Annotated in this window: 15 protein-coding genes; 1 reads left to right on the top strand and 14 read right to left on the bottom strand. The window is 55.4% G+C overall.

Annotation, left to right across the window (positions count from 1 at the left end):
* Positions 1–19: 19 nt before the first annotated feature.
* From GT003_RS03575 to GT003_RS03560, 4 genes are all read right to left on the bottom strand, one after another.
* The gene (locus GT003_RS03575) at positions 20–541 is read right to left on the bottom strand and encodes a hypothetical protein (RefSeq protein WP_161694512.1); all 522 of its coding nucleotides are present in this window, start codon (positions 539–541) and stop codon (positions 20–22) included.
* Between the two features lie 51 nt (positions 542–592).
* Positions 593–1,579, bottom strand: a complete 987-nt coding sequence (locus tag GT003_RS03570; RefSeq protein WP_161694510.1) for an aldo/keto reductase — start codon at positions 1,577–1,579, stop codon at positions 593–595.
* Between the two features lie 36 nt (positions 1,580–1,615).
* A complete protein-coding gene (locus GT003_RS03565) occupies positions 1,616–1,813 on the bottom strand; it encodes a DUF896 domain-containing protein (RefSeq protein ID WP_161694508.1) in 198 nt (65 codons plus the stop codon).
* 205 nt (positions 1,814–2,018) lie between these two features.
* Complete coding sequence (locus GT003_RS03560) at positions 2,019–2,399, bottom strand: LysM peptidoglycan-binding domain-containing protein (protein WP_161694506.1); 381 nt, start codon at positions 2,397–2,399, stop codon at positions 2,019–2,021.
* Between the two features lie 187 nt (positions 2,400–2,586).
* On the opposite strand from GT003_RS03560, the gene lexA reads away from it, so the two are divergent.
* Entirely contained in the window at positions 2,587–3,207 is a 621-nt protein-coding gene (gene lexA, locus GT003_RS03555) for a transcriptional repressor LexA (RefSeq protein WP_161694504.1), read from the top strand.
* 97 nt (positions 3,208–3,304) lie between these two features.
* Here the strand turns inward: lexA and GT003_RS03550 are convergent, their stop codons facing one another.
* The 10 genes from GT003_RS03550 to GT003_RS03505 form a co-directional block, all read right to left on the bottom strand.
* Positions 3,305–3,766 (bottom strand): hypothetical protein, encoded by a 462-nt coding sequence (locus GT003_RS03550; protein ID WP_161694498.1) that lies wholly within the window; start codon positions 3,764–3,766, stop codon positions 3,305–3,307.
* A 328-nt stretch (positions 3,767–4,094) separates the two neighbouring features.
* A complete protein-coding gene (gene glnA, locus GT003_RS03545; RefSeq protein ID WP_161694496.1) occupies positions 4,095–5,423 on the bottom strand; it encodes a type I glutamate--ammonia ligase in 1,329 nt (442 codons plus the stop codon).
* 57 nt (positions 5,424–5,480) lie between these two features.
* Positions 5,481–5,891, bottom strand: coding sequence for a MerR family transcriptional regulator (locus tag GT003_RS03540; protein ID WP_161694494.1), 411 nt, complete (start codon positions 5,889–5,891; stop codon positions 5,481–5,483).
* 61 nt (positions 5,892–5,952) lie between these two features.
* On the bottom strand, positions 5,953–7,212 hold the full coding sequence (locus GT003_RS03535; protein WP_161695278.1) for a methionine gamma-lyase family protein: 1,260 nt from the start codon (positions 7,210–7,212) through the stop codon (positions 5,953–5,955).
* Between the two features lie 56 nt (positions 7,213–7,268).
* Positions 7,269–8,561 carry a GTPase HflX gene (hflX, locus tag GT003_RS03530; protein ID WP_161694492.1) on the bottom strand — a complete coding sequence of 431 codons (1,293 nt, stop codon included), beginning with the start codon at positions 8,559–8,561 and terminating at the stop codon, positions 7,269–7,271.
* 117 nt (positions 8,562–8,678) lie between these two features.
* Positions 8,679–9,662 (bottom strand): AAA family ATPase, encoded by a 984-nt coding sequence (locus tag GT003_RS03525; protein WP_161694490.1) that lies wholly within the window; start codon positions 9,660–9,662, stop codon positions 8,679–8,681.
* Between the two features lie 110 nt (positions 9,663–9,772).
* Entirely contained in the window at positions 9,773–10,462 is a 690-nt protein-coding gene (locus GT003_RS03520) for a YdcF family protein (RefSeq protein WP_338045842.1), read from the bottom strand.
* Positions 10,459–11,013, bottom strand: a complete 555-nt coding sequence (locus tag GT003_RS03515; RefSeq protein WP_161694488.1) for a ribonuclease FAU-1 family protein — start codon at positions 11,011–11,013, stop codon at positions 10,459–10,461. Before GT003_RS03515 ends, GT003_RS03520 begins: the two co-directional genes overlap by 4 nt.
* 313 nt (positions 11,014–11,326) lie before the next feature.
* Complete coding sequence (locus GT003_RS03510) at positions 11,327–12,049, bottom strand: peptidylprolyl isomerase (RefSeq protein ID WP_161694486.1); 723 nt, start codon at positions 12,047–12,049, stop codon at positions 11,327–11,329.
* Positions 12,050–12,099: 50 nt separating this feature from the next.
* Positions 12,100–14,847 carry a transglycosylase domain-containing protein gene (locus tag GT003_RS03505; protein WP_161694484.1) on the bottom strand — a complete coding sequence of 916 codons (2,748 nt, stop codon included), beginning with the start codon at positions 14,845–14,847 and terminating at the stop codon, positions 12,100–12,102.
* Positions 14,848–14,949 lie beyond the last annotated feature (102 nt).

The following is a 14,949-nucleotide window of genomic DNA, read 5'->3' as shown; positions in this document are numbered from 1 at the left end:
TCTCTCGTGCACTCCACTCTTATTGTTTTTCGGTAAACGGTATTCCGTGCTGTTCCGCGAAAGCTTTCAGACGAACCGCCATGACCTCGGTCGGGTAACGGTTCATGACGCGGGAGTAAACCCAATTGCCGCCTTTGTGCTGCTCGATGATGACGTATCCCTTCTGAGAGGTAATCCCCTTAATATTGGAAACGTTCACGTCGCGGTCCCCTGTCATCCGGCGGGAACGCACGAAGTCGCGGCCCACGGACAGATACGGCCTGCGCAGCGTGAACACGCCAGCGAGCAAGATATACAGCCCGATTGTCACCCAGAACATCGTGTCGTCCGGCTTGAATTCCTTCGAAGTGACGGTTACGATGACGTAGAACAAGATGAAGAGCAGCAAAAAGGCCGGCATCAGATAACTGCGGCCCCGATACGTATCGAGACCCTCTTTGCTGGATTTTGCCGCCATCAGCGGACTTTGCCCGTGTTTCTTGCGCTGCTTGTTAATTTGCTCTTGATTTTTCTGTACTTTACGCTGCCACGATCTCGACACGGTTGATCCCCCTTAACATGCTCAAGCCTTTCTCATCTTGCAATGGTTCCGTTAAAACGGCCGGGCGAACTTCGCGATAAACCGGTTCGGGTATTCGCTAGGCAATGCGCTGACTTCGTTCAACGTCTGCCACACCTCGTCCGGCATTGTCCAGCCAATGGCACCCATATTGTCTTCGTATTGCGCCAGCGTGCTTGCGCCGAAGATCGGAGAGGTGATGCCCTCACGACGCAGCAGCCAAGCTAATGCCACTTGCGATGGCGTCTTGTCCAATCTTTCGGCGGCAGCTCGCACCGCTTCGAGAATCGCGAAATTCTTCTCCGTCGCCCGAAGAGCCCAGGAGCTCTCTCCTTGCTTCGCCGTTAACCGTCCGGCTGTCGGTTCTTCATTGGAATAGCGCCCCGTTAGGAAGCCTCCGCCAAGCGGAGCCCATGGAATGATGCCGACATTTTCCTCGAGGCAGAGAGACAGCATCTCGCGGTCCATTTCCCTGCTGACAAGGCTGTATTGCGGCTGAATGGATATAAAGCGGGCATAATGATTGCGGTCGCTGACAGCAAGCGACTTCATGAGCTGCCATGCAAAGAAATTCGAACAGCCGATATATCGCACTTTCCCTGCCGTAATCAGATCATCCAGTGCGCGCATCGTTTCTTCGATCGGCGTTGCATGATCCCATACATGAACTTGGTAGAGGTCGATATAATCGGTATCCAGCCGCTTCAGGCTCGCTTCGACCGCATCCATGATATGCTTGCGCGAGACGCCGCCGCTGTTCGGATGCTCGCCGGTCATGAACCGGACTTTCGTGGCAAGCACGACATCCGATCGCCTGTTCTTGATCGCTTTGCCCACGATCGTTTCCGAGCGGCCTTGTACATATACGTTGGCGGTATCCAGGAAGTTCCCGCCCCTGTCGAGAAAATCATGCATCATCGCGATGGAATCCGATTCGCTTGTCGTATTGCCGAAGGTCATCGTGCCCAGGCATAGTTCCGAAACCGCGAGCCCGCTGCGGCCTAATAGCCGATATTGCATTGGTTTCCCTCCTCATCGATAGGTGGACCGTTCTTCCTAATGCTTGATCGAATCTCCGCCGTCCTCTTCGTCTTCCACGTACTTAATCGTATCGAGTTGATTGCGGAAGTTACGTTTGAAATTATCCAAGTAGATGCGGCGAAGCTCGTCGCGTTCCGCCTGCTCTTCCGGTGTCAAGCCCATGGCTTTATTCTTTCTGGAAAGCTCGTTGATGCGAGCAATGATTTTTTCCATGTCTAGTAACGCTCCTCTCGTCATACTGGTCAACATCACATTCTTTACTTTGACATTTTTAATTGCCCATTGTCAAGGCAAGCGCGCCTGACTCCCTCCTTGACGGAGCAGCGCTATGAAAAAACAAAAAAGGCTGAACGCGTTCCCGTTCGGCCTCCTGTTTCATGCGTATCGATTACGCGTTCCTATAATGTAAGAAAGCATTCTAGCTGCTTAAAGGGATGATGAGCGTTTGTCCGGCTTTCAGCTCGCTGGAATCGAGGTTATTGCGCTTCTGCAAATCGAATACGATGCGTCGAATATCGTCGCCTTCGTGGCGGATGCTGCTTGCGATCTCCCAAAGCGTATCGCCAGAGCCAACCGTAATGACTTGTTCGGCCTCGCTTGGTCCGGCGGGACGCTCGCCGTCGGCATGTCCCGTTAATAATGATAATCCCGCAAACAAGAGCACGAAGAGCAACGATGCAGCTGCGATTCTGACAAGTACCCGCTCAACGGAACGATCCTTTCTTGTACGGTCAGCCTTCCGAACTTGAGCAGCATTTCCTTTATAAGCAGTTGAGTATGAAGATATTGTTTGCATCATGATCAGCACCCCAAACGTTTGTTCTATTTTGTGATTTCAGAATAACACGAACATCCGTTTGCAGTCAACCCTTTTTAGAACGTTTGTTCGCACGAAAATACGAACCTATGTTTCTCGAACTTATGTTTGTACGAACTCCGGTTCTGTGCTATAATTTGACACAAATGAATCTTTTGGAGTGATTCCGGTGTCGAAACTTTCTAACCGCCAGCAGGCGATACTCGAATTCATCAAATCGGAAGTTCGGGAGAAGGGCTATCCGCCGTCCGTTCGCGAGATCGGCGAAGCGGTCAGCCTGGCTTCCAGTTCTACCGTACACGGCCATCTGGACCGCTTGGAGAAGAAGGGCCTGATCCGCCGCGACCCGACGAAGCCGCGCGCAATCGAAATTTTGGATGGAGACAACAACGAGCTCCCCTTCCCGCTTGCGATCGCCAAGGTGCCAGTCGTCGGTAAAGTTACCGCCGGCGTTCCGATTACCGCGACGGAGAACATCGAAGAATACTTCCCGCTCCCTGCCGATAAAGTGGGCGACCATAACGTGTTCATTCTGAGCGTTATCGGCGAGAGCATGATCGAAGCAGGCATCCATGACGGCGACTATGTCATCGTCCGCCAGCAGCAGAATGCATCGAACGGCGACATTGTCGTAGCCATGACCGAAGACGACGAAGCGACGGTCAAAACCTTCTATAAAGAAAAGGATCATATCCGTCTGCAGCCTGAGAATTCCACCATGGAACCGATCCGCCTTCGTAACGTCAGCATCCTTGGTAAAGTCATTGGTCTCTTCCGCGACATTCACTAAATTCATCGTAATCGAAGGGGCAGTCACCGCTTAACCAAGCGTCGTGACTGCCCCTTTTTATCTTGCTTCTACTCTTCTTCCACGTACAGTTCTGGCATTAGCCTGTAATCTCTCGGAATAACAAGTTACGGTAAGTAAACTTGCTGCTCGCATAGGCGAAGTCAAGGAATAGCCCCGAGAAACGAATCTGGATGCATTTCAAAGCAGCGGTCGGCACCTTCCGGCGAATGAGAGAGCGAACGCGCGCGGCATGATTCCCATTGATTGCGGCAGCGAGCGCTGCTGCATACGACTTCGATGATGCAAGCGCTCGATAGAACGGAAGAACGGCTCTTGCGATCGCTTGATGTATAGGCGTGGAGAACGTGAACTGCGTGGAACCGGGCGGAATGGTCGTTCCGTTCGTATATTGCAGCACCGGTTCCTCAAATGCGAAGTCGACGAAATACCCGATGCCGTTAACCGAGAAGCTGTTCAGCTTAGCCGTCTTGACGACTGATTTGAACATGGCCAGCAGCGCATCCAAATCGGCCTTCCTGACCGCCTTCGACCAACGCAATGCAAAGGCTCTATCGCCTGCAATCTTCCTGTAGAAAGGGATCATGCTGGCAGCTACTCGGGAGAGTACCGATCCGCTGACCTGAAACGTCTTGGTTTTTGCCTTTGCCTTCCCCGTCACATGAGCCACATCCTTTCAATCATGCCTATGCGGCATTGTATGCATCGGCGGACGCACAAGTGCGGTACGTCAAACCTTCCTATCGCGGTACAATAACGGAGCAGAAAGCAACAACCCGTACAGAACGTAAGCAACCAAGCAGAACGCAAACACACGGCAATAACGCAAAAAAGCCCTTGGCGCTATCGGCGCCAAGGGCTGCTGAATGCTAATACAGCGTCAAATACTGATCGCGTTCCCACTCGTGGATCTGCGTGCGGTACATATCCCACTCGATTTCCTTCAATTCATAGAAGTGAGCCAGCGCGTGATCGCCCAACGCATCGCAGATGACCTGGCTGCGAAGAAGCTCGGTGAGCGCTTCCTTCAGATCGTCCGGCAAGCTAGGAATGCCTTCGTCGATCCGCTCTTCGTCGGTCATGACGTAGATATTGCGGTCCGTAGGAGCCGGAAGCGGCAGCTTGTTGTGGATGCCGTCCAATCCTGCCTTCAGCATGACGGCCAGTGCCAGGTACGGGTTCGCCGCCGGATCCGGGCTGCGCACTTCGATCCGGGTGCTCAGACCGCGGGAAGCCGGAATACGGATCATCGGGCTGCGGTTGCTTGCCGACCAAGCCACGTAGCAAGGTGCCTCGTAACCGGGCACAAGACGCTTGTACGAATTGACCGTTGGATTCGTGATCGCCGCAAATGAACGCGCGTGACGAAGCACGCCGGCCATGTAGTAACGCGCGATTTGGCTGAGGCCAAGCTTGTCGCTCTCGTCGTAGAAAGCATTCACGTTGCCCCGGAACAGCGATTGGTGACAGTGCATGCCGGAGCCGTTTACGCCGAACAGCGGTTTCGGCATGAACGAAGCGTGCAGGCCATGCTGGCGCGCGATCGTTTTGACGACGAGCTTGAACGTTTGAATTTGGTCGGCCGCTTTGATGGCATCCGCGTATTTGAAGTCGATTTCGTGCTGGCCGGGGGCTACTTCGTGGTGAGAAGCTTCGATTTCGAAGCCCATCTCTTCCAGCGTCAGCACGATCTCGCGGCGGCAGTTCTCGCCAAGGTCCATCGGCGCAAGGTCGAAGTATCCGCCTTGGTCGTTCAGCTCCGTGGTCGGATTGCCGTTAGCGTCCGTCTTGAACAAGAAGAACTCCGGCTCCGGACCGACGTTCATCGACGTGAAGCCCAGCTCTTCCGCTTCTTTAAGGACGCGTTTCAGAATGCCGCGCGGGTCGCCGGCGAAAGGCGTTCCGTCCGGCATGTAAACGTCGCATATCAATCGGGCGATGCGATCTTCCGCTACCCACGGGAATACGACCCAAGTATCCAAATCCGGGTAGAGGTACATGTCGGATTCTTCGATCCGCACATAACCTTCGATGGAAGAACCGTCGAACATCATTTTGTTGTCAAGCGCCTTCTCAAGCTGACTGACGGGAATTTCAACGTTCTTGATCGTACCGAGCAAATCGGTAAATTGCAGACGAATGAACCGAACGTTTTGTTCCTGCGTAATGCGTCTGATGTCATCTTTCGTGTAGCTCACGGAATCAGCTCCTCTGGTATTGTGGTTAGATGGGGATAAAGATAACTTGCGGTGTCATTATTTCTTGTTATAGAAACGGGACAGCTGGCCTTGAATGAGCGAGGCCTTGCCCGGTCTCTTCTCAAGAAGCTGCTGTTTCAGCAGCCGGTGGAGCTGCGCGTCCGACAATTCTCGACGCTTCACTTCGGACAGCTCGCTGACGACGGTTGCGTCCTCCGATTCCTTCGTAACCGGATTCATCACTTGTTTGATACCGGCGATGTTGACGCCCTTCTCGATCAAAGATTTGATCTCTAGCAGCCTCTCCACGTCGTTGAACGAGAACAACCGCTGGTTGCCGGAAGTACGGGCAGGAACGATCAATTCATGCTGCTCGTAGTAACGGATCTGCCTGGCGGTCAAGTCGGTCAGCTTCATGACGATGCCGATCGGGAAAAGCGCCATATTTCTGCGTATTTCGTCACCCATATCGCATCAACCTTCCAGTGTCTGATATATGCTTTCATTGTAACGCCATGCCAAAAACGTGTCAAGTTGTGTGAGGTTTAATTACAACCAACTCACGATCGGCTAGCATGGCTAAAGCATTCAGAACACCGTATTTGACATGGGCATACGTAAGCCCGCCTTGCATATAAGCGATATACGGCTCGCGTATCGGAGCATCTGCCGATAATTCCAGGCTGCCGCCCTGCATGAACGTGCCCGCGGCCATAATGACGGGATGCTCGTAACCGGGCATGTCCCACGGCTCGGGCACGACATGGGAATCCACCGCGGAAGCCCGCTGCACGCCCTGCACGAACGCAATGAGCTGCTCGGCGTCTTTGAACCGAATCGCTTGGATCAGATCGGTCCGCGGCGCGTCGAAGCGCGGGTTACTCTCGAAGCCCAGCATTTCGAACATGACCGCGCCGAAGACGCTGCCCTTGAGCGCTTGTCCGACGAGATGCGGCGCAAGAAACAGTCCTTGATACATCGCGCGAAGCGTTCCCAATGTCGCGCCCACTTCGCCGCCGATTCCCGGCGCCGTCAGCCGGTATGCCGTCAACTCCACGGCATGCTTGGTACCGGCGACATAACCGCCTGTCGGCGCGATTCCGCCGCCAGGGTTCTTGATCAGCGAGCCGGCCATCAGATCAACGCCGACCTGCGTCGGCTCCAGCTCTTCCGTAAACTCTCCGTAGCAGTTATCCACGAAGACGTATACGTCCGGCTTCAAAGCTTTTACCCGTTCCGTCATCTCGCCAATCTGCGCGACCGTGTAAGAGGCGCGCCAGTCATAGCCGCGCGAGCGTTGAATGCCGATGACGCGCGTTCGTTCCGTGATTTTGGACGAGACCGTGTCCCAATCGATCGAGCCGTCAGCCAGAGGCGCAACCTCGCAGTATGTAATCCCGAAGTCTTGCAAGGAGCCCTTCCCATCCCCCGGCTTTCCGATCACCTTATGCAGCGTGTCGTATGGACGGCCCGTAATGTACAACAGCTCGTCTCCGGGACGAAGAAGCCCGAACAACGCGCAGCTGATCGTGTGGGTGCCGGATACGAAATGAGGCCGCACGAGCGCGGCTTCCGCTCCCATGACGTCGGCATAGACGAGATCGAGCACTTCTCTGCCCGTATCGTTATAGCCGTACCCGGTCGAGCCGTTAAAATGAAAATCGCTTACCCGATGTTTCTGGAACGCATCGATAACTTTCCATTGATTGCGTTCGGCGATGCCGTCGATGGAACGAAAAACAGGGGCGGCCTGCTCTTCGGCAGCCTCCGCCCGCTTCGTCAAAGCCAACCAGTTGCTTCCTTGCCGTTTCACTGTCCGAGTCTCTCCTCATATTCGCAGCGTGCTTAGGGATTCAGGAGATAGTCCTCCAGCTTATACCCGTGCACCTCGTAATCCTGTTTATTCAGGCGTATCCGTAAGATCAAGTGGTCGCCTTCTACATCTTGTCCCAGCACTTCACCCGTCCGGTAGGCGAGTGCGATCAGATCGCCGCGATCGGCAGGCAGCGCGAACGTCCGCGTAGCGCCTACCAGTTTCTCCTGAACGGCTTCGAGCAGGCGCTGCAGATCATTGCCGTTATACGCGCTGATCGCAAGCGTGCCCGGCCCGTTCGCCGGCAGGAGCTGCGGACCATCCAGCCCGCAGAGATCGATTTTGTTGTAGATCATCAGCTGCGGTTTGTCCGCTGCGCCAAGCTCGCCTAATATCCGCTCGACGACGGCGATTTGCTCCTCCCGCATCACGGAGGATCCATCAATAATGTGAAGAACCAAGTCCGCCTCGCATACCTCTTCCAGCGTCGCCCTGAAGGCGGCGATCAAGTCATGCGGCAGATTCTGGATGAAGCCGACCGTATCCGTAAGGATCACTTCCATGCCGCTCGGCAGCTTCAGATTGCGCGAGGTGGGATCGAGCGTGGCGAACAATTGGTTCTCTATGTACACATCCGCTTGGGTGAGTTCGCGGAGCAGCGTGGATTTCCCGGCATTCGTATAACCGACCAAGGCGACCTGCTGCACGCCGGATTTCCGTCTGCGCTCGCGATGAAGCGTACGATGGCGGACGACCTCCTCCAGCGTATGCTTCAAGTCCGTAATTCGATCGCGGATGTGGCGGCGGTCGGTTTCCAGCTTCGATTCGCCCGGACCTCGCGTCCCGATCCCCCCGCCAAGCCTGGAGAGGTTCTTCCCGTGGCCGGACAGCCGGGGCAGCAAGTAGCTGAGCTGGGCCAGCTCGACCTGAATGATGCCCTCTCTAGTTTTGGCACGCTGCGCGAATATATCCAAAATCAGCTGGGTACGGTCGATGATTTTCATATCCAGCGCTTCCTCGAGGTTACGCACCTGCGCGCCCGACAGCTCCTGATCGAAAATAGCCGTCGTTGCGCCCAGCTCTTCCGCGGCCGCCCGAAGCTCCTCGACTTTCCCTTTGCCGATAAACCACTTGGTATCGATCTTCTCCTTGTTTTGCGTCATCGACGTCAATACTTCCACGCCTGCGGTTTCGGCAAGGTTGACGAGCTCTTGCAGCGAATGCTCCGGATCTCCCGAGCCTCGTTTGATGTTCGGCGTAACCAGACTGACGAGAATCGCCCGGTCCTGCACGTCCGTCTCCGTATCGTAAGTTGTTTGCCGCATTCTGCTTTTACAGCTCCTTCAAGTCACAGCTGTTACTTCTTCCGCTTCAGCTTCCAGTTATTACGTCACCAGTTCAAATCTTCCGAGACTGCTTCCCCGGCTTCAAATTTCTTGCTATCACTTCTCCCACTTCAAGTCCTCCGGCCGCACGGACATCAGTTCCTGCTTCCCCGGCGAACCGGCGGGATATTGACTCATCAAACGGACCGCCTGATGGCGAAACGCCTTCTCGATAATGTTGCGCACGTACCGCGCGTTGCTGAAGGCGAACATCGACATCGTCTTCTCCTGCATCAAATGCTGGCGAAGCTTGAATATCGACTGCGGCATCAGCGTATAGTCCCGTTCCTTTGCCATCAGCTCCGCGATCTGGATCAACTGGTCGACCGAATAATCAGGGAATTCGATTTGAATCGGAAACCGCGACGGCAGGCCGGGATTCGTCATCAAGAAATGCTCGATTTCCAGCGGATACCCTGCCAGGATCAACACGAATTGATTGCGATAGTCCTCCATCGCTTTGACCAGCGTGTCGATCGCCTCTTTGCCGAAGTCCTTCTCCCCGCCGCGCGCGAGGCTGTACGCTTCGTCCACAAAAAGCACGCCGCCGAGCGCTTTGCGTACGAGATCGCGCGTTTTCTGCGCCGTATGGCCGATATACTCCCCGACGAGATCCGCGCGTTCCACTTCGATCATATGTCCCTTGGTCAAGACGCCCATCTTCTGGAACAGCTTCGCGACAATGCGGGCGATCGTCGTCTTGCCCGTACCGGGATTGCCCGTAAATATCATATGGTACACATGCGAGCCGCCCGATAAACCGGCATCCGAACGCATCCGGCTGATTTGGAGCAGCGCAAAAATTTCATAGACCAGCTGCTTCACGTTCTCGAGCCCGACCATCGGATCCAGATCGCGCTGAATATCGTGGAACGGATCTCCCGGGGTGAGCGGCCTTGCCGCCTGAACCATCTCGGCCTCCAGCTGAGGAGGGGAACTGCTCGCGATCGCATAAGGCTCGCTGGTGCGAAGGACTACATTGATTTGGCGGGCCGGCCGGCCGCTGCCGCTTCCGCCCGAATTTACGACTCGATCGTCCATATCTGCATCATCACCTATCCTTCAATGGATCACCTGCCAGACGCGCATAATCCATTGTATTCTATCGATGACAGCCATATTAACAGATTTTAGTCGCGCTTCGCGGGGATTCAGAACGGGTCGGGAAGCCGCAATCCGAGCCGCATAAACTGCTCGTCCAGCTTCCATTTGGTGAATGCGAGTATTTCGCGCGTGTAAGTAAACGCCATCGGCAGAACCTTCGATTTGTATCCGACCGCGGCCGTATCCGCCGGATAATCCAAATAATCCGCGATATCCTTGGCACGGGACGCATGGAAGGCATGCGTCACGATCAACAGCTTGCTCCAGCCCCGTTTGGCGGCGAGCGGCTTGCTGAAGAGCAGATTCTCGTAGGTGCTCCTGGCCTTATTCTCGAGCACCATGTCGGAAGCCGGCACGCCATGGGCCGCCAAATAGTTGCGCATGCCCTCCGCCTCGGTCAGCTTCGATCCGTTGCGATCGAGTCCGCCGGTCAGAATCAAATGCTTCACCTTGCCCTGCTTGTACAAAGCCAAGCCGCTGTCAAGCCGTTCCCGCAAGCCGGGGCTTGGCTGATCGGCCCATAACGCCGCGCCTAAGACGATGGCCGCATCCGCTTTCGGAACCGTCTTCGGCGGCTCGTAGCCCATAATGAGCCATAATAGGTATGCGCACCAAAGCACGCCCAAGGCAGCGGCCCAAACGCAGATTCGCAGAAGCAGGAAGACCGGACGGAATCGTCTGCGGGAGCTGCGTTTTGGGCGTTTGGGCGAGCGCTTCGGAGGAGCTGCAGGCGTCACGATTCGCTGAGTTCCCCGCTCTGGGCAAGCGTCTTGCGATGCTTCAAACTGAGCGTGAAGTAGCGAAACCGTCCATTTCGTATCGTGGAGAGCAATCTCCCCGCCGTCTTGCGCGCCAATGCGGCATCCTTGTTCGTTACGGCTCCCTGCATGACGGCTTCCTCAAGTTCATCCTCGTCAAGCAGGAAGACCTCCCCGCTCGGCAGCACGACGACGTCGAGGTACAAATCGTCAAACCACGGAACCTGCTGGTCGGTCAGTCCTTGCGTCTTGCAAATATCGATATACCATTGAACGACGCGGTTCTTATCGTCGAACATCGTCGTTACGACGAAATGTTCGCCCCGGGGGAAATGCTGCATCCATAAATAACCTCGATCGGCCAGGCATAGCTTGCGCCCGTTGTATTCTTTCCACAATGGTTCACGCAATTCATGAATCCGATAGAAGGTCACCAATCCTTTAAACTCATCCCCGTCCATGGTCAAGCACGTATAGCTTCTACGCAGAATGCGGCGCCAATTGGCTCGGTCAGAAAATTTTCGCTTCATACGGAACGACCTTTCCGTTAGGATCTCGCTTCAATTGCTGCGCGGAAATGGATACAGACAGCAGGGTAGAATTCCCTCATTAAAAAAAGATTACCACAATCGAGCGGCCATCTCCAGCGACCCCCGAAAATAAACCAAGCCCCGCTTTGTCCCAGGACAAGGCGGCACGGCATTCTCGTTCTTCAACGGCGCACCGAGCGCCATTCCAGTGTTATGCGACGCAGCACAGGACGAATGCAACGTATTGAACTTGATTGCTCCATGCAGAGACAAAAAGAGAACGGCATCCAGCCGTTCTCCTCGTAAGACAACCTTATTTCTCTTCGATCGCAATGGTATTAATGACAACGTCCTCCGTCGGCACGCTCGCTTCTCTCCCGCTGGCATCCATCTCGACCGGCGTTGCAGCGATCGCCTTCACGACGTCCATGCCCGCGGTTACCTTTCCGAAGATCGTATAGTCGGGGGTATTGTTCAAACCCGCGGCATCCGCACCGGAGCAGATGAAGAATTGGCTGCCGCCGGAGTTCGGAGCGCTCGTCTTCGCCATCGCGAGGACGCCTTCCTCGTACTTATACTTGGAATCCAGTTCGTCCGGGATCGTATACCCCGGGCCGCCGCCTCCCGTGCCAGTCGGGTCTCCGCCTTGAATCATGAAGGATTGAATGATCCGGTGGAACTTCACGCCGTCATAAAACTTCTCCTTCGATAAAAACACGAAATTGTTGACCGTTTCCGGGCGATCCTTCGCGTACAGCTCTACCGTAAAGTCGCCTTTGTTCGTCTTGAACACCGCGCTGTACGATTTGGACGTGTCGATGGCCATCTTCGGCTTCTCGGACCATTGCTTCGACGTGCCTGCTTCGCCGTCGGCGTCGTTCTCGCTGTTCGTGCCGCCGCTTGCCGAAGTTTCCGTCTGCGTGTTCGTGCTGCCTTGATTCTGGGCCGCATTTTCTGGTTTGGTTCCGCATGCCGATGCTACGAGCAGCATGGCGGACAGGACAACGGTGAGCGCCGTCCGGTTCTTCATATTCATCTTCGATTAACCTCCGCAGTCTTGATTAGCCGTTTAATTCGTGAAAGGCGTTATGGCGTATCTAGATTCGCCGCGCCGTCGTCCGTTTTCATGCCGGTTCCCTTAGGCGCCAGTTTCTTGCCGTTTGCAGGATTCGCGCCGTCCCCGGCGGCGTTATTACTGCCGCCGTCTGTTCCGGTTCCGGTGCCTGTACCGGTTCCGGTACCTGTGCCGGTTCCGGTATTCGTCCCGTCGCCGCTGCCTGTTCCTGGATCCGTTCCGGCGCCGGCGCCGGTGCTATCGTTCCCGGTGCCGCCATTACCTCCCGGCTGTCCCGTATTCCCGCCGCCGTTACCCGGCGTTTGACCGCCATCGCCCGGCGTCTGACCGCCGTTATTGCCGCCTTGATCCGGAGGCGTATTCCCATTCCCGGGGCCTTCGGTGCCGTTGCCCGGCGTATTCCCATCGCCGCCGTTGTCGCCTCCGGCGTTATTGCCTCCACCGTTATTGCCGCCGTTCCCGTCTTCGCCGTCATTGCCGTTGCCCGGCTGATTATTGCCCGGATCCGTCGGAGGCGGCGTGATCTCGGCTTCCGGAATATCCACTTTCACGGTTGCCGACGGCGTACCTTCCATGTCTTTCGCCGGATCATAGGCTACTACATAATACTCGTAGCTCATGCCTGGCGCAACGTTCAGATCATCAACTCCAGTCGCCGTCAGCGAATCCATGTTCTTAGAGAACTCTGTCTCGCCGATGGCTTTGCGGAATATGCGATATTGAATCCCTTCGCCATCAACCGGCGACCAGGCGAGCTGTACGGCCGCTTTCTGATCGTTATAGACGGCGCTGAAGTTCGCGATGCCGACTGGAGGCTTCTCTTCATGTTCTTCGTCGGCCGGTTTCGTGAAGCTGCCTTTCGGAACGCCTTCCATCGCTTCCTTCATGACTTTCCCGAACATGGCAGCCGACTGCTCGCTGCTCTTCTTGATCATATGATTCTTATCGGTACGATCATAGCCCATCCAGACGACCGCTGTCCATTCAGGCGTATAGCCCGCAAACCAGGCATCCCGGTTATATCCGTTGCTAAGACCCGGAATCCCGTTTTGAGTCGTGCCCGTTTTGCCGGCAACCGGACGGTCGATGCGCGCATTGACGCCGGTACCGCCCCGCTCTAATACGCCTTGCAAAATATCGGTCATGTAGCGGGCCGTGGACGATTTCATGACTTGCTTGGAGTCCGGCGCCCGATACGTATAGACCGGTTCGTCTTCGCTGTCCGTGATCTTGATCAGCGCATGCTGATCGACGGTCTTGCCGTCGTTGGCGAATGCGCTGTATGCGGCCGACATCTGGTAAGGCGTCACCCCGTACGTCAAACCGCCCAGGCCGATCGCCAAGTTGCGGTCCTTCGAGCTGTCCAGCTTAAAGCCGAGGTCCTTGGCAAAATTCAAGCCCGCCTTGACGCCGATTTCGTTCAGCAGCCAAACCGCCGACGCATTCCGCGATTCTTTGATCGATTGCTGCATGCTGATGTTACCGACGTACTTCACTTTGTTGGAGTCGGACGGACAATACGATCCGTAACATTTCTTCACGTCCTGAAGCGTCGACCACGGGAACCAATCTCCCGACTCGAGCGCGGGCCCGTAAACCGTAATCGGCTTGAACGACGAGCCCGGCTGCCGAGGAACGTTCACGCGGTTCAGCCCTTTATTGACGTAATCGCGCCCGCCGACCATTCCTTGGATCTCGCCGGTGCGGTGATCCACGATAATCATCGCGGCCTGTTCCTGCTGCTCGTCGACGCTCTTCTCGAAGTTGCTGTCGTCCTCGAACTCTTTCTCCATCGCGAGCTGCGCCTTCGTGTTCAACGTGGTGTAGATATTATAGCCGGAGCTTCGAAGCTCTTCCTCGGTCAACCCGCTGACCTTCTCCGCCTCGTCGATGGCATAATCGACGAACGCTTGATACGTCTCCGTGTCTTTCGAATGCTGGACGGGCTTGTAATCGACGGCTTTGGCTTGATCCATCTCTTCCTTCGTGATGTACTTCTGATCGTACATCAGCTGCAGGACGACGGCCCGGCGCTCCTTCGATTTATCCGCATGATTGATCGGATTGTACGTCGCGGGCGCTTTCGGGATGGCCGCCAGCGTCGCGATCTGCCATAGCTTCAAATCTTTCAGATCGGTATTAAAGTAATAATCCGCCGCCGCTTTCACGCCCCATGCGCCTTTGCCGAAGTAAATCCGGTTCAGGTACATCGTGATGATCTCGTCCTTGGTCATCTTGTGCTCGATCGCTACGGCGATGGAGGCTTCCGTCGCTTTGCGGAAGAACGTTTTGTCCTGCGTCAGGAACAAGTTCTTCGCGAGCTGCTGCGTGATCGTACTGCCGCCTTCAACGGCGCTGCGCGCCACGACGTCCTTCACGACCGCGCGCCCGATGGAATAGAGATCGATGCCGAAATGCTTCTCGAAGCGTTGATCCTCCGTCGCGATGACGGCATCCCGCATCAGTTGGGGCATGTCGGCGTATTCCACGTTCTCGCGGTTCGCGCCCAGCTTCGTTACTTCCTTGCCCGAACCGTCGTAAATCGTGGACGCTTCCGGCAGAATCAATTTATCCTGATTGTCGGCGAGAATCCGTTCGCCGTTCAAAATGATGAGCATATATCCGATGATGCCGCATACGATCGCGATAGCCGCACCGAAAAACAGCCATACGGTGAGCTTGCGTTTATTGCGTTTCTTCTTCGTCTTGCCTTTCTTCTCGTTCTTGCCGTTCTTCATGCTGCGTGGTCCTTCTGCCATGAGCCAGGGTCCCCTCCAATTCGAATCGCGAGTCAGCCTCTTCTCTCTATTTATACCCTATATGTGTAAACGGCAACGGATGGAATGAAACAGGTCGTCCCC

The sequence above is a fragment of the Paenibacillus sacheonensis genome, from assembly GCF_009909195.1.
In the GTDB taxonomy this organism is placed as follows: Bacteria; Bacillota; Bacilli; order Paenibacillales; family Paenibacillaceae; genus Paenibacillus_Z; species Paenibacillus_Z sacheonensis.
Note: the sequence above shows the minus strand (reverse complement) of the source record. Positions and strands in the feature narration are given on the sequence as shown.

Coding starts and splice junctions, on each gene's coding strand:
- GT003_RS03515 (WP_161694488.1), bottom strand. CDS start 11,013: ATGAAGCGAAAATTTTCTGACCGAGCCAATTGGCGCCGCATTCTGCGT.
- GT003_RS03540 (WP_161694494.1), bottom strand. CDS start 5,891: ATGGGTGACGAAATACGCAGAAATATGGCGCTTTTCCCGATCGGCATC.
- GT003_RS03565 (WP_161694508.1), bottom strand. CDS start 1,813: ATGGAAAAAATCATTGCTCGCATCAACGAGCTTTCCAGAAAGAATAAA.
- GT003_RS03510 (WP_161694486.1), bottom strand. CDS start 12,049: ATGAATATGAAGAACCGGACGGCGCTCACCGTTGTCCTGTCCGCCATG.
- hflX (WP_161694492.1), bottom strand. CDS start 8,561: ATGCGGCAAACAACTTACGATACGGAGACGGACGTGCAGGACCGGGCG.
- GT003_RS03505 (WP_161694484.1), bottom strand. CDS start 14,847: ATGGCAGAAGGACCACGCAGCATGAAGAACGGCAAGAACGAGAAGAAA.
- GT003_RS03560 (WP_161694506.1), bottom strand. CDS start 2,399: ATGATGCAAACAATATCTTCATACTCAACTGCTTATAAAGGAAATGCT.
- GT003_RS03570 (WP_161694510.1), bottom strand. CDS start 1,579: ATGCAATATCGGCTATTAGGCCGCAGCGGGCTCGCGGTTTCGGAACTA.
- GT003_RS03525 (WP_161694490.1), bottom strand. CDS start 9,662: ATGGACGATCGAGTCGTAAATTCGGGCGGAAGCGGCAGCGGCCGGCCG.